Source organism: Shewanella sp. Isolate7, assembly GCF_022398425.1.
In the GTDB taxonomy this organism is placed as follows: Bacteria; Pseudomonadota; Gammaproteobacteria; order Enterobacterales; family Shewanellaceae; genus Shewanella.
Genome location: NZ_JAKEVJ010000018.1, coordinates 1 through 15,573, shown reverse-complemented (window position 1 = coordinate 15,573; position 15,573 = coordinate 1). Strand labels below are relative to the sequence as shown.

Annotated in this window: 12 protein-coding genes; 3 read left to right on the top strand and 9 right to left on the bottom strand. The window is 52.7% G+C overall.

The window, feature by feature from the left end; all coding sequences use genetic code 11:
• Window positions 1-37: 37 nt before the first annotated feature.
• The 8 genes from L1D47_RS06405 to L1D47_RS06370 all read right to left on the bottom strand — a co-directional run bounded on the left by L1D47_RS06405 (window position 38) and on the right by L1D47_RS06370 (window position 8,569).
• Entirely contained in the window at window positions 38-808 is a 771-nt protein-coding gene (locus tag L1D47_RS06405; protein WP_041510088.1) for an ABC transporter permease, read from the bottom strand.
• A gap of 14 nt (window positions 809-822) precedes the next feature.
• Window positions 823-1,764: an ABC transporter ATP-binding protein gene (locus tag L1D47_RS06400; RefSeq protein ID WP_239849623.1), complete on the bottom strand. Its 942-nt coding sequence runs from the start codon at window positions 1,762-1,764 to the stop codon at window positions 823-825.
• 104 nt (window positions 1,765-1,868) lie between these two features.
• A complete protein-coding gene (gene hpt / locus L1D47_RS06395) occupies window positions 1,869-2,399 on the bottom strand; it encodes a hypoxanthine phosphoribosyltransferase (RefSeq protein ID WP_011866938.1) in 531 nt (176 codons plus the stop codon).
• 18 nt (window positions 2,400-2,417) lie between these two features.
• Window positions 2,418-3,077, bottom strand: a complete 660-nt coding sequence (locus L1D47_RS06390; RefSeq protein WP_041510085.1) for a flavin prenyltransferase UbiX — start codon at window positions 3,075-3,077, stop codon at window positions 2,418-2,420.
• A 47-nt stretch (window positions 3,078-3,124) separates the two neighbouring features.
• Window positions 3,125-4,507, bottom strand: coding sequence for a UDP-N-acetylmuramate:L-alanyl-gamma-D-glutamyl-meso-diaminopimelate ligase (gene mpl / locus L1D47_RS06385; protein ID WP_239883201.1), 1,383 nt, complete (start codon window positions 4,505-4,507; stop codon window positions 3,125-3,127).
• Between the two features lie 460 nt (window positions 4,508-4,967).
• Complete coding sequence (locus tag L1D47_RS06380; RefSeq protein ID WP_239883199.1) at window positions 4,968-5,111, bottom strand: hypothetical protein; 144 nt, start codon at window positions 5,109-5,111, stop codon at window positions 4,968-4,970.
• A gap of 12 nt (window positions 5,112-5,123) precedes the next feature.
• Window positions 5,124-6,458, bottom strand: a complete 1,335-nt coding sequence (locus L1D47_RS06375) for a DNA-processing protein DprA (protein ID WP_239883197.1) — start codon at window positions 6,456-6,458, stop codon at window positions 5,124-5,126.
• Window positions 6,455-8,569 (bottom strand): RecQ family ATP-dependent DNA helicase, encoded by a 2,115-nt coding sequence (locus L1D47_RS06370; protein WP_239883195.1) that lies wholly within the window; start codon window positions 8,567-8,569, stop codon window positions 6,455-6,457. The genes L1D47_RS06375 and L1D47_RS06370 overlap by 4 nt, the downstream gene beginning before the upstream one ends.
• A gap of 670 nt (window positions 8,570-9,239) precedes the next feature.
• On the opposite strand from L1D47_RS06370, the gene L1D47_RS06365 reads away from it, so the two are divergent.
• Both L1D47_RS06365 and L1D47_RS06360 read left to right on the top strand, forming a co-directional pair.
• A complete protein-coding gene (locus L1D47_RS06365; protein ID WP_239883193.1) occupies window positions 9,240-12,527 on the top strand; it encodes a DUF2339 domain-containing protein in 3,288 nt (1,095 codons plus the stop codon).
• A gap of 254 nt (window positions 12,528-12,781) precedes the next feature.
• Entirely contained in the window at window positions 12,782-13,774 is a 993-nt protein-coding gene (locus L1D47_RS06360) for a LysR family transcriptional regulator (RefSeq protein ID WP_239883191.1), read from the top strand.
• A gap of 67 nt (window positions 13,775-13,841) precedes the next feature.
• Here the strand turns inward: L1D47_RS06360 and L1D47_RS06355 are convergent, their stop codons facing one another.
• Window positions 13,842-14,786, bottom strand: a complete 945-nt coding sequence (locus L1D47_RS06355; protein ID WP_345778757.1) for a LysR family transcriptional regulator — start codon at window positions 14,784-14,786, stop codon at window positions 13,842-13,844.
• A gap of 108 nt (window positions 14,787-14,894) precedes the next feature.
• Between L1D47_RS06355 and L1D47_RS06350 the strand changes: the two genes are divergently transcribed.
• On the top strand, window positions 14,895-15,573 hold a 679-nt coding region (locus L1D47_RS06350), incomplete at its 3' end, for an IS4 family transposase (protein WP_239883178.1).

Genomic DNA, 15,573 nt, shown 5'->3' with positions numbered 1-15,573 from the left:
TGGGGCTTTTTAGTTGGATTTGTCTGTCATGAACCAACTAGGTTCTCAAGCCTATGCCGCGGCTGATCAGGTAGTAGGCCAGCAACCAGAGGCCGGCGCAGAAGCCCACCATGACGGCAATCGACAGGCCAATGCCTATGTCGGCATACCCCAGGAAGCCATAGCGGAACACGTTAATCATATAGACCACAGGGTTAAGCTGTGACACCCCCTGCCAGAAGCTGGGTAGCAGGGTCAGCGAATAGAAGACCCCGCCTAAGTAGGTCAGCGGCGTCAGCACGAAGGTGGGGACTATGCTGATGTCGTCATAGCTCTTGGCAAAGACCGCATTGATGAGGCCACCAAGGGCGAACAGGATAGAGGTCAGCAGCACGGTCAGGGCCACCAGCCCGGCGTGATGCAGACTGATATCCACGAAGAACATGGCCACCAGGGTCACTATGGTACCCACACACAGGCCGCGAGCCACACCGCCGCCCACGTAACCGGCAATCATCACATAGTGAGGCACGGGCGCGACGATCAGCTCCTCCAGGTTGCGCTGAAACTTGGCACTGAAGAAGGATGACGCCACGTTGGAGTAGGAGGCGGTGATCACCGACATCATGATGAGGCCGGGGGCGATAAACTCCATGTAGCTGACGCCGCCCATCTCACCGATGCGCTTACCCACCAGATTACCGAAGATCAGGAAATACAGAGTCATAGAGATCGCCGGCGGCACCAGGGTCTGCACCCAGATACGGGTGAAACGGGTCACCTCCTTGATCAATATGCTCTTAAAGGCGGTAAAATAGACCTGCTTCATGTTCATGCTAGTGCTCATGCCTTAGCACCTCCCTTACCTTGTTCCACCAGCTCCACAAACAGCTCCTCCAATCGGTTAGCCTTGTTACGCATAGACAACACCTCTATCCCCTGCTCGGTAAGCTGGGCGAACACGCTGTTGATGCTATGGGCCTTCTCCACATCCACCTCTAATGTGTGTGGGTCGGTCAGGCGACAACTAATTCCGTCGAGGGTCGGCGCCTCGTTGATATCGGCCTTGAGGTCGAACACGAAGGTCTCCATGTTGAGGCGGCTGAGCAAGGATTTCATGCTGGTGCACTCCACCAGCTCGCCCTTGTCTATGATGCCTATGTTACGGCACAGCATCTCGGCCTCTTCCAGGTAGTGGGTGGTCAGTATGATGGTCACCCCCTGGCGGTTAAGATCCGTCAGGAAGGTCCACATTGAACGTCTGAGCTCGATATCCACCCCGGCGGTAGGCTCATCCAGTATCAGCAGCTTAGGTTCGTGCATCAGGGCGCGGGCAATCATCAGACGGCGCTTCATGCCGCCCGAGAGGGCGCGAGACGGGCTGTTGCGCTTGTCCCACAGGTCGAGCTGGCTCAGGTACTTCTTGGCGCGCTCGAAGGCCACCTCACGGGAGACACCGAAATAGCCGGCCTGGTTGACCACTATCTGCTGCACCGTCTCAAACTGATTGAAGTTGAACTCCTGGGGCACCAGGCCGATGGACATCTTGGCCAGCTCCAGCTGGGTGTCGATATCGTGTTCGAACACCTTCACCTTGCCGGAACTCTTCTGCACCAGGGAGCAGATCACCCCGATCGTGGTGGACTTGCCGGCGCCGTTGGGGCCCAGCAGGGCAAAGAAATCCCCCGCCTCGACCTTAAGGCTGATCCCTTTTACCGCTTCGACGCCGCCCTTGTAGGTTTTTCTGAGCGAGTCGATAACTAAAGCATATGGCTCTTTGGTCATTAGTGACTTCCGTTATCCTGATCTTGAAATTGGTATTGCTATTGATATGAAAAAACAAAAACTCCCGCACAAAGCAGGAGTTTAAGATCTTAACTAAGGCGCGATTAATCTAAGGGTACGACTTTCGCTATGTAAGGCAGGTTACGATACTGCTCGGCATAGTCGATACCATAGCCGACGATAAACTCATCGGGGATGGTGAAACCGATAAAGTCTACCGGTACATCCACCTCGCGGCGCTCTGGCTTGTCCAGCAAGGTGCAGAGGGCCAGGCTCTTAGGTTCGCGCAGCAGTAGCATCTCGCGCACCTTGTTCAGGGTATTACCCGAATCGATCAGGTCTTCGACGATCAACACGTCACGGCCTTCGATATCCGACTGCACATCCTTTAGGATCTTCACGTCGCGCGAACTGGTCATGGCGTTGCCGTAGCTGGATACCGACATGAAATCGATCTCAACGTGGCCCTTGATGCGGCGGCAGAGGTCGGCCATAAAGACCACTGACCCCTTCAGCAGGCCAACCATTAGCAGGCGTTCGCTATTGGCGTAATGGGCATTGATCTGCGCTGCCAGGATATCCAGTTGTTGTTCAATCTCATCTGCCGAGATCATCACTTCGGTAGTGTGTTTCATACTCTTCTCAAATTTGTGTTAATTGTCGCGGTTGTCGGCACTGTGCTTATCATAGCCCCAACGCTTGGTTAACCCGTGGTCGACACCCAGATGGTCTAAAATCCGAGCGACCATGAAGTCTACCAGATCTTCAATCGATTTGGGATCATGATAAAAGCCCGGCGCCGCCGGCATTATGGTGGCTCCCAGGCGCGAAAGTGACAGCATATGCTCTAAGTGTATGCTGCTAAAGGGGGTTTCTCTGGGTACTAAGATCAGCTGGCCACGCTCCTTGAGCACCACATCGGCGGCGCGCTCTAGCAGGCTATTGCTCATGCCGGTGGCCACCGCCGCCAGGGTGCCCGTGCTACAGGGGCAGATCACCATCTGTTTGGGCGCCGCCGAGCCAGAGGCTGGTGGCGAGAACCACTCCTCCTTGCCCAGCACATGCAATTCACCTGTTGGCTTTAGCCCCTGCTCGGCAAACAGCGCCAGCAGTTGCTCCTTAGCCTTGTCGCCGTTAGCACTGAGCTGCAAGCCGTGTTCGGTAGCCAGCACCACACGCGCCGCGCTGGAGATCATCAGAAACACCTGATAATCCGCCATCAGCAGACACTGCAATAACTTAAGTCCATATGGCGCCCCGCTGGCGCCGGTCCAGGCCAGGCTGATCGCCTTGGCCCGCTTGGGATAATTCATATCTCTCTCTTCGTTGAAGACCCGAGTCTAAGCCCGACTGGCTAGACTCATGCCTTGTTCTGTTCCAGCTTGTGCAGCAACTTGCCGTGTAGGCCACCGAAGCCGCCGTTGCTCATCACGATTATGGTGTCGCCGGGCCTCGCCGCCGCGGCCACGGTCTCGACCAGCTCATCTATCTGGTATAGCACAGTCACAGGCAACTCGGCCTTGGCCATCGCCGCTTCCACGTCCCAGTCGATGTTGTCCGCCTGATACAGGTAGGCTGCATCGGCCAGCGCCATGGACCCCGCCAGGGTATCCTTGTGCACGCCGCGTTTCATGGTGTTAGAGCGAGGCTCCAGCACAACTATGATGCGACCTTCACCCACCTTGGCGCGGCAGCCCTGTAGCGTGGTGGCAATCGCCGTCGGGTGGTGAGCAAAGTCGTCATACACGGCGATATCACTGACAGTGCCGATAAGCTCCATGCGCCGCTTTGGCGGCGCGAAACGACTCAGCGCCTCGATAGCCGCCGCAGGCTTGACGCCCACATGACGCGCCGCGGCGATCGCCATAGTGGCGTTTTCCACGTTGTGCTGACCGATGAGTGACCAGTCGAGCACGCCCTGGGACTCACCATCGAAGAAGAGCTCGAAGCTGTGGCCATCCTCGCTCAGCAGCTCGCTATACCAGCCTGGGCTGCCCGCCATCAGGTTATAGGTCTCCTGCTCGCTCCAGCAGCCCATATCGATCACCTCACGCACCGCGTCGCTGGCGGATGGCCAGATCACCTTGCCCTGACCCGGTACCGTACGTATTACGTGATTAAACTGACGCTGGATCGCTTTTAAATCATCGAAGATATCGGCGTGGTCGAACTCTAGGTTGTTAATCACCAGAGTACGCGGCTGATAGTGAACAAACTTGGAGCGCTTATCGAAGAAGGCGCTGTCATACTCGTCCGCCTCCACCACGAAGAAGGGGGAATCCCCCAACCGCGCTGACACACCGAAATTTTGCGGCACGCCGCCGATCAAGAAGCCTGGCGCATAGCCGCAATCTTCTAAGATCCACGCCAGCATGCTAGAGGTCGATGTCTTGCCATGGGTGCCCGACACCGCCAGCACCCAGCGATTGGTCAAAATATGCTCGGCCAGAAACTGTGGCCCGGAGGTGTATCTCAGGCCACGGTTGAGCACAGCCTCGACACAGGGATTGCCGCGACTCATGGCATTACCTATCACCACCAGATCCGGCGCATCGTCCTCGTTTTGCCCCAGCTGGCTAGGGTCGAAACCCTGAATCAGTTCTATCCCCTGCTCTTCGAGCTGAGTGCTCATGGGTGGATAGACGTTGGCATCGCTGCCCGTGACCTTGTGACCGTTAGCGCGAGCAAGGAGTGCGAGACCACCCATAAAGGTGCCGCAGATCCCTAAGATATGTACATGCATGGGGTTGGCTCTGGATAGGAATAATCTGGGGGTTATTCTAACGATTCATGTCACCATTGTCAGTTAACAATGGTTTAAATAACGTTTTGATGACTAACGTCATGTTGACGGTTTATCCAAACTTCGTTTGGGATGGCAGGCGTCAAGAGTGCGGCCTTACGGCCGAATACTGATTTTCCAAACTCCGTTTGGAGGTGAAAGTCGTGGGATTCCATCCCACACCCGGGCAAGGAGGACTGCTCGTCCTCGCCCTCCTTGCATCCACCCTGACGCCCCGGCGAAGTTGTACTCCTTCGTGTCTTTTTGAAAATCCCTATCGCCTCATATTCGCCATCCATGGCTCACCTGAGGCTATCTCGGCATCCATGCCTCAATCACGTGATTTTCTGCAACCCACTCCGGCAACTTCGATGGGGACTAGTTGTAACTTCTACCAGCAACCTCACTAACTAGAACAAACTTAACTCTGACCCGACTTTTCCACTAAGTCACCTTCTTTACCAAGTTTTCCATACATGCCATAAACTGATTCGTCCCAATACAATTCATTGAGCAAATAATCCGCAGTGACTTCCTGAACTAACATTTCTTCTGTCATGCCCATGAAAAAAACCTTCTATTTGTTGTTCTCGATTTTGTAACGTACAGGGTGATTCAGTTTTTTCACAGCTCCTTCATCTTCAGCTCGCTTCAACCAATCTGTAAGTTGTGACTTGTGAAGCTTGGTTTGCTCTATCAAATCTTCTAGCTTTATTGGTTCTTGAGCCAACCTATTAAGCTCTTCAATGAATAATTGATAAAAACCAATAGGACCAGCTTTGGACTCTGAACTATCAGAAATCGTTACATTTGAAGAATTGCCTTGCTCTTCTGCTTCGAGCACTTTTTCTTCTGAAGTATGCTCAGCTTCAAGTTGAACTTGCTCTATTGGAGCCTTGATTTCTGGCTCATCAAGCAAGCCAGGTTGCTCTGGCATAGAAAAGAGATCCGCCTGTTCTAAAGAAGCTTGCTCTACATGCCTACTTGCAATATTAAATAAATCTGCGACGGCAAAGTTACTACCATATTCTTCTAACCAATGGCCACCTTTACCAACCAAATCAGCATTTGCAGCATCTTTGTCGTCAGTTTGTTTTACCCAAAGTGGCACCCATGCTTTTTTTAAATTTTCTTCAGCTCCATTTAGTGTGCCGCCTTTTTTGCCTGAGTGTATAACCAAGGAGCTATCAGCCAAGCAATAGATATATTTGTTTCTTGCCATGGCATTGCCAGCACTAAACCCTGCTTCTGGGTAAAAAGGCGATACCAACACAGTGTGACCGTCCATTAAACCTTTTCGCCATTTACTGCTTGTAGCTGCTTTTAGAAGACTATCCGCCATAACGCCTATAACAGCGCCGCCACTTCGAATGGCGCCCAACATAGCGGTTTCATCAACACCACGAGCCCCACCTGATACAATAGCAATATTCTCAAAGGCTGCTTTTGCACCAACTTCATCGGTGAATGCTAAGTCACTATTACTCGCATTGCGCGAACCGATAACTGCCAAGCCACCCGCATTTAATAAATCTTTATTACCGCCACCAAATAGGACAGGTGGAGAATCAGTCTTCAGACGTTGTTTAAGTCTTCTCGGGTATTCAGGATCAGAACGGGTAACGACCCATAAACCTGCACGCTGCCATTTTTCCATTGCAAGAGCCAAGCTGTGGCCTCGATTTAACAGCTCAATTATGCGCTCTGCACTAATTCGAGAGTCAAACCAACCTTGTAGTAATGGCGCAGGATCTTGCACCAACAGATCAGCCGGAGTAATGGACTTTTCTTTAAGCCATAAAGCAAATCGACCCCATTCAGCATTGGTAAGGGGTTTAGCATTTTCGTTACTCGCTTTAGAAAAATAACAAGTAAGTAGTAATGTTGCTTGAGCCGTTGGCGATAAATTCATGAGTCTTTCACCGAAGAGGAAGCAAGTGCCACGGGATACACTACGCCGCTACCTGCTTGTTGTAATAATGCTGATATAACGGTCAGCGTCCACCCAGAATCTACTATGTCATCAACAAGTAACACTGGAGTAGTTGGGATATCTTGATTGACAGCAAATGCCCCATCCAAATTACGACATTGATGGAAGCTATTTTGCTGGCTCTTCTGCTGTTGATTATTTTGCACCTTACTGACAGCATCAACAAAAGGTAGGCCTAAACGAACCGCTAGCCTACGAGCAAAATCTGGTACAAGTTCTGGGTGGTTGCGCGAAGGCACACAGCAGACCCACTCAGGCGGAGGATTGGACTGCCAGCGTTCTAGAATCATTTCAGCCATGGCACCAACAAGTTCGTCTGAAAATTTACCGTTGTGTTTATTATCTGCAACCGTGCGTCCCCAGCCTGCATCACCCCATCTCGAAAGTACTCGCCCAGGCTGTGACGCCAATGCACCGAGTAAACGTGGAAATTGGTAAGTGGGGAAAGCACGAATGGTCTCTGCATTAGAAGGTGCGATTTGCTTTCTAGGATGAATAACCATTTCTGCGTGCCTAAGGAAGGTTCCTGCACTATGCGCCAAAGTTGGATCAATATTCTGGTGAATTACCGGGGTTCCTATACAAGTTGCGCACTTACCACAGGGCGTTGGATCAAGATCGTCCAGCGCTCGGCGAAGGAAGGTCATCTTACAATCAGTATCTGCGAGGTATGCCTTAACCTCTTGCCATTCCTGAACACGCTGACCAGTTAAATGGGCAATCCGAGCGTGATCCATCTGGTAGCGTACGGGTGTTCTGACCCAGCGGCTGCCGTCTTTGATGACAGGAGCCGGGTTTTCCACGCTCAGCAGTTTCAGTACTTTTTCAATCTGACCATGACGCAAATTAGTTTGCTCTTCAATACTGCGAATCGATAAACCATCGCTGTTTTCCAGCACCTGCAAAATCTCATTCACTTGCGCCTCTGAAGGAAAAGCGGATTCTCGGAAAAACTCATGAATATCTTGATCTTCCACTCCCGACATTAGCACGCCTATCGCGTGATCTATACCACGACCTGCACGCCCAACTTGTTGATAATAAGCAACAATAGAGCCAGGTGCTTGATAATGAATAACAAAGCTTAGATCTGGCTTATCATAACCCATACCCAAAGCAGTCGTTGCAACAAGCACTTTCAAATCATTATGTAAGAGTAACTCCTCAAGATGTTGCCGATACAAGTTACTATTTTCAAACCCTTCCGCTTCCACACTGCCATGGTAGGCTTTTGCATCTATACCATTCTCACATAGCCAATTAGCAACTTGCTCTGCGTCTCGCACCGTTAGGGTATAAACAATACCAGTGCCAGGTAAGGTTGGAATCACTTGTGCAAGCCATGCTAAACGAGATGCTTGATCAGGGAGTGTCATTGCTTGCAATGCTAAACTTTCTCGTATTAACGGCCCCCGGTGAATTTGAATATCACCAAGCTGCGTTTGTATATCTTCAACGACTCTATCATTTGCTGTAGCTGTAGTACCTAAAACAGGGGTGTTGGCCGGTAGCTGGCGTAAAATATTAACAATGCGCCTATAATCTGGGCGGAAATCGTGACCCCAATCCGATATACAGTGGGCTTCGTCAATCACCATCAAGGCGATACGATCAGCAATCGGTTGCAACACCGTTTCAATAAAGTTGTCGTTCGCTAATCGCTCTGGTGATATTAATAAACAATCAATCTGATTATTAAGAATACGTTGAGTCACCCCCTGCCAGTCGTTTTGATTGGTGGAGTTCATGGTTTCAGCGATAATACCCAAACGCTGCGCAGACTCTTTCTGGTTGCGCATTAAAGCCAGTAAGGGCGAAACAATGATAGTTGGCCCCATACCGCGATCACGAAATATTTTAGTGCTGATAAAGTAAACCGAGCTTTTACCCCAACCAGTTCGCTGGACTACCAAGAGCTTCTGACGATGGTTAACGAGTGCATCAATGGCTTCCCATTGTCCATCACGAAATTCAGCCGTTGGATTTGCTAAAGCTGTTTGTAGTAATTGTTGTGCTTGTACTCTGTTCATCATCATTCCTTGATTTAAATAGTTAATTCGCAGCTCATTAATTTAGGCAGCAGTAGGTCTCGTGCTTAAGCGAGCTTATCGTTGTAGTCCTGTAATTGTAAGTGTTCACCAAGCCCTATTGACAGAAAAAAATGTGACCTTGCGCACTTGATCCCATTTTAGATATTGATCGCTCAATCTGGTGCTTCATCATCGTGGCATGAGCACAAATGGTCCGGTCAGAGTAAACTTTTACTTATTTGCTGCAAATGCCGGTTGTGGCAACGATAAATCCCCATCAAAGTTGCCGAAATGCGCAGATGAAAATGCCGTATAGCCATCATGGACGATGGCTAAGGCTCGGAGGGACAGGAGTCCCATCCGAGTCGTTAGGCGATTTTCATTGAAGCATGAGGATCAACAACTTCGTCGGGGGCGTCAGGGTGGATGCAAGGAGGGCGAGGACGAGCAGTCCTCCTTGCCCGGGTGTGGGATGGAATCCCACGACTTTTTTCGGCCAGAAGGCCGTATTCGTCTCAACGAGGGAAGCCCCCACGACGCTAATCCAAACAGAGTTTGGAAAACAAGTGAACGTCCGCATTCACACAAATATCAACCACTTCCCTAAGTGCCTAAACTACAAGTACAATGATAAGTCTTAGGATAAGTTGGCAAGACCAAAGGAAAGGCGATGACACTGAAGGAAGATGTCAGCAAGCTCACTCGGGCCCTGGAGACGATGCAATCACAACAGGCATCGGATCAGGCGGCGCTCACCCGTCAGCTGACGCAATTTGGCCAACAGCTGGCCGAACTGAACGCGCGGGTCAATGCCCTGGAGGGCTACGACCAGCCCGAGGCTTCTGATCAGACGCATTCAACATCTGCGCACTCAACTTCAGCGCATTCAACATCGGCGCCAAGCCACTCAAGCCAACACCTGTCACGGCAAACTCATGCTGAACAAGCCTTGCATGAACAAACTCAGCCTGAACAAACCCTGCCTGGGCAAACTCACTTAGCATCAGCGCAATTCCAGCCAGAGCCTTCGCAAGCAGCGCAGGCGCAATCAGAGCCGTTACCGTCAGAGCAGCTAGAGTTAGAGCAGCTAGAGTTAGAGCAGATAGCGTCATCCCAGCAAGGCGAACTCAGTCCGCAGGCCGATACCAGCTATCGCCACGACGCCTGGCTGCATCAGGCTCCTCAGGCACAGGAACAAGTTAAGGCTCAAGCTCCAATTCGCTCAAACAGAACCACAAAACAGAAGGCCGCCGTTCCCGGTATAAGCCAGCAGCTCGCCAACTCGGCGGCTCAGCTGCAGGGCTCATTGGGACAGCTGGTTAATTTGCTACTCGGCCCCTTCGGCGGCCTCGGCGAGCAGGCCAAGGCCTTCTATCAACACTATCAAGCCAAAGGACAAGGCGCGGTGTTTCTGATGACACTGGCGGGCATCATCACCCTGACCCTGGGCTTTGGCTACCTGCTGCAATACTCCATCAACCACTGGTTCTCCGAGCTGGGTAAGGCACTGCTCGGCCTGGTAACGGCCAATACCGTCATTGCTGGCGGCCTCTTTATCCGGCGGGCCAAGCCCGGTATGGAGGACTATGCCTCGGGCATAGTGGGCCTTGGCGTCATATTGAATTATCTCTGTATCTATTTCCTCGGCCCCTATTTTGAGCTGATCCCGGAGAGCGCGGCCTTCTCGCTGATGCTGATTAATACCCTGCTGGGTTACGGCCTGGCGATGAAGTTGGAGACCAAGGTGGTGGCCATCATCGCCCTGTGTGGTGGCTCGCTGGCGCCGCTTATGCTGCTCGATGCCAGCCAGGCTCCGCTGCTCTATCTGCCTTACCTGCTCATCATAGGTGCCTGCTCCCTGGTGCAGAGCCATAAGCTGAATTGGCCGATGCTTATCGAGATCACGGCATTGCTGCATATCGCCTGCGTCCAGCTGCTCAGCTTCTTCCTGTTTCTGCCCCTAGCCCCCATCGGCCCCATGGAGATGCTGGCACTGGCGGGCATCAACGCCCTCTTCTATCTCTATGGCCTGGGTAGCCTCTGGTTGCAGGCCAAGCGGGAGCCCAGTGCGCGCCTGCTCATGGTGCCCGTGGCCATGCTCTGTTTTACCCTCTATACCCTGGGGGAGTTTACCTCTTACGCCGGCGAGCTGTTCGCGATCAACGGCGTTATCTGCGCCCTGCTCTATTGGAAGATACGGCGCGATAACCTTGTAGCCCCGCTGATGCTGGCCGCGGCCGGGGTGTTTTCCGGGGTGGCGGCGCTCTACCTCATCAGCGCCGATCTGCTGGGTCTGGTGCTGTTGATCGAAGCCCTACTGCTGCTCTGGCTAGGCGCTAAACATGACTTTATCGCGATTCGCACCGAGGCCTATATCCTGTTGGCGATGGGCCTTGGCAGCAACCTGCTGACCCTGTTCGACAGCTTGGCAGTGAGTCACCGCGAGCTGGGTGGCGCCGCGGGAATGAGCGATAACCTCATCCTCATTCTCACCCTTACACTAAGCTGCGCCGCCTGTTATCAGGCGATACGCCTGATTGATACCCTAGGGGATAGGCTTGCCGGGACGGAGCGACTCCTGCGCCGCGCCCTGCAGGGCGTTTTTGGTCAGCTGCTGGCGATCACCGCGCTGTTTATCGGCTACTGCTTGAGCCCAGACTTCTATCTCAATGGGCTGCCACTGATCGCCCTGATGCTGCTCTATCTTGGTAAGCGAAACGAGCTGCGCTTTACCGAGATCATGGCCTGGTTCTGGCTACTGCCGCTAGGCGGCCTCATCATGCTCGGCATGCTAGAGGCGGGCAGCGTCAACTTTGCCCAGCAGCCCCTCAACGCCAAGCTGGCGCGTATCGAACTGTTCAGCAGCCTGCTGCTGGCCTACTACTGGTATAAGCGATACACACCTCAGTCGCCTCTGGTGCGCCTGGCCTACTATCTGCAGCTCATCTGTTACCTGGCCGTGCCACTCATCCTGCTGCCCAAGGTGCTGCGCAGCTATCTGGCGCTGCTGCCCATCTACCTCTGGTTGGCCAGCGCCATGGCCCTCGGCCTCGCGAGGTTCGTGCGCCATAGGAGTCTGGTGATTGAGACGCAAGTGCTGTGTGCAACGGCCATGCTGTTCACCGCCGTGAGCTGCCTAGACAACCAATGGCAGGGGCTTGTCGCCCTCGTCCTGGGCGCTCTGGCGATGGGAACTGTGCTTATCCGTTATCAAAGACTCAACCGCCGCTGGCGTCTGTTGCTACGCTTCCCATGGCAGTTGAGCCCCTTCTATTTTGCCTTGGTAGTCGCCGTCGCCGTACAGACCCTGTCCGGGCTCATCGCCCCGGGATGGACGCTGGTGTTCCTCGGGTTAACGACCTACTTTGCCTTGCTGCTTGAGCGAGACAATGCCCTGGGCAGACGTTTCGCCGAGGCGCTAAGACCCGGCTATGGCCTGGCCTACGCCTCGCTCATCTCGCTGCCGCTGGCGCCCATCATATTGCATGGCGATCGCCCCCTGGGGCTGGATATCAGCAGCCTACTGTTTAGCCTCAGCGAGCTTGGCATATTGGTGGTGCTCGCCTGGTATCTCAGGGGCAAGCGACTGGGGGTTCAGGCACACAGGAAATTGCTGCCAAAACCCGCCCTGTTATGGGGCTGGCACAGCCTGCTGGCGGTGAGCTATTTCCTCTGGAGCTATCAGCTGGGGGATCAGATAGCCGCGCCTGTCAGCAGTATCTTGCTGGTGAGCCATGGCAGCGCGCTCATGTTCCTCAGCCTGCGACCTCGACAGGCCAGCCTGGTACGACTGGCCGGCATCTTGTTTGGTCTCGCCTGTCTCAAGGTGCTGTTTATCGACATGGCCTCCTTCGTGCTGGTGCAGAAGGTGGTCGCCTTCATCATCATAGGCATCATTTTGTTGACGGTGGCCTACTTCTACCAGAAGCAGAAGAACCGCCTGCCGACGCCTCAATAGTCACTCTTCCCCCCATGTGGCAGTTAAGGCTGCCACATGGGGAACTTTGGCTTACTCCCCCTAAAGCTCGGTATCGGCAGACTTTGATGAAGCTCTACAGCAAGGCTTACCGCCGGCTAACTGTGATGTCACCCGCAGAATTTTTAACCAATCCGTGCTAAAAGAAACCTTCATCAACTGGTTAATTTTTAGGCATAAGATCTATGATTTTTGCCTGTTAACGCCATCGAAACCTGCCGATAGAGGGATATGTCATGCTAAAGAAAGTGAGCCGACTCGATTACTATACCCTGCAGGTATTTATCGGACTGGTTGAGCTGAAGAGCGGCAGTGCGGTGGCCGAGCGATTACGTACCACTCAGTCTAAGGTAAGCCGCAGCCTTACCTGCCTGCGGGAGGTGCTGGAAGACGAGCTCTTTATCCGCCAGCAATATGGCTTCGAACCCAATCAGATCGCCCTGACCATCTATCCCATGGTCAAGACAATAGTAGAGCAATACGACAAGATAGTGGCCGCCACCATAGACAAGGGCGCCGAACCTTATCAGCTCAGCGTCGCCACCTATGAGCAGTGGTCACTGATGGCGATGAACTGTGTACACAACACCTGCAGCTGCATCGAGGGTGGGGTCAATATCAATATTCAACCCTGGACAGATAAGGTCAATCAACGCCTGTGTCAGGGCAAGGTCGACTGCAGCATCTCCACCGAGCCGATCAACCACCCCATGGTGAACAACTTTAAGCTGGGGGATATCACCCACTTCTTCATCGTCGCCCGACAGGATCATCCCATTCTTCACAGCGAGGATCCGCTGCGGCAGATGTTTGATTACCCTATTGCCCTGGTCAACACCCACCTGCAGGAGCAGGAACCTCATCCTATAGAGGTGTATGCAAGAGCCAGACAGATAGAGATCCGTGTGGCCCTCAAGAGCCCGAGCCTGAGGATGTTGGTGGATCATGTCAGTCACAGCGAGGATATCGCCCTGCTCTCCTCGGCCATGTCTATGAGCTATTTCGAGAATCGCAACGACGTGGACTACCTGGATATCTCTAAGATCTGGTTAGAAACCACAGACCTTGAGACGCAGAGCTACTATCTGCACTGCCATAAGGGGATCAAGCCTGAGCTGGTGAACTGCCTGCGCAGGATTTTAACGGAGAAATTACTCGAGATGCAGGCCCACTGTGCTCGAGTGACCCCGAAGCGCGCCCCCCTTGCACGGGCCTTGGACCAAGCCTAGACAAGCACAGAGATAAGTTTAACCGCCAAGAGCACCTAGCCGCTACAGGCCGCGCCGAATGCGCTGGCTAGTGCACGTTCTGCTTGATCAGCTGAGTTATCTCCCGCTTTAGCCAGTCGAGATGGGCAGCGCCGCAACCGCCGCGGCTCAACATATAGAGCCTGGGATAGGGTTGCTCTTGATACAGACGCTTGGTATCCATGCTCGACAAGCAACATACATGCAGGCCGGGTAGCAGCTCGCTATGTTCATACACCCTACTGTAAGGCAACAGGCTCACCGTCTTATCGTCCGACAGATACCGATAAAGCTGATTAAAGGCCAGCCCCTCTCTTCCTATCTCGGTAGGCGCAGGATGGCAGCTGAGTCTGTGTTGGGCGCAGTAACGCTGGAAGGGATCCGGCGCCAGCTTATCAAACTGGCCGAATGCGCTTAGGTAGGGATAGTTGGCGATATTGGCCAGACTGATCTCCTGCTGCAGCAGGGGATGCTTGAGGGAGCAGAGTAGATACAGATGGGTTAACTGTTTGAGTGGTTCGACACTGAGCCTATCATCTTGCAATGCCTTATCCGAAGACTCGCTGACAATTGCCAGATCGATAAGCCCCTGGGCCAGATCTTCTACCAGATCCACACTGCCGCTACGCAGCTCATAGCTAATAGGCAGCTGTGCCTCGCTGATGGCGCCACTCAGGCGTTGGGGCAGTTCGGCAATCAAGAGATCGCTGACATAGAGCACCATGATCTGGCTCGCGGCCTGATCGTGACAGATCTCCAACTGATGCAGCTGCTCGCCACATTGCACCAGCGCCTTCACCAGAGGGTAGAGTTGACGGGTAAAATCGTTGGGTTCCAGGCCATGCTTCTTACGAATAAACAAGGGATCGTTAAAGATCATTCGGGCATGCTGCAGACAGCGGCTTACCTTGGGGGCGGGTATATTCATCTCCATCGCCACCGAAGAAGCGGAATGCTTTTCATACAAATTAACTAATATATTGGCGCTCAGCACTGAGGAATCCCCTGATAACTTTGAGATAAATCATGAAATTAGAGTGAACTTACACCTTGGAATGTGATCTGATTAAGCGCAAACAAAAAACAATCACGGACTTCCAAGGTGCAAGCATTAACTATCTTACATCAATCCCTCTATCAACATTGCCCAGAAATTCACCAAAAGCGTCTAAATACCCTCATGGTTGCCTGCCGGGCTCTCATTGATTCAGACCGTCTTACATTGACCGCTTTAGGTNCGATTAAGCGTATCGACAGGTTGCTCGGCAACCATCATCTTCATCACGAGAGACTAGCGGTCTACCAATGGCATGCTAAGTGGTTACTGACACAGCACACCATGCCCATTGTTTTGGTGGATTGGTCTGATATGCGTGAAGGGCGCGAACTCATTGCCCTGAGGGCCTCTATCGCCATTAAGGGGCGTTCAATCACCCTTTATGAGCGAACATTTCCCTTAGCGCTGCAAGGAACGCAAACTGCTCATAATCAGTTTCTCAATGAGCTTCATAGGGTGTTACCTGCAAACGTCACCCCGCTGATAGTTACCGATGCAGGGTTTCGTAATCCCTGGTTTAGAAAGGTGGAGCAACTTGGTTGGTACTGGCTCGGTCGGGCTAGAGGATTGAGTGTTTATCGCCTTCATCCCTTTGGCCGTCAATGTTCACTTAAAGCGCTCTATGCCAGAGCAAGTAGCCGCGCCAAGTATGTTGGTCGGGTAGCCTTATCGGTCAAGAAGCCTTTGCTCTGTGAGATGGTATTGTTTAAGGCACGAGGTAAAG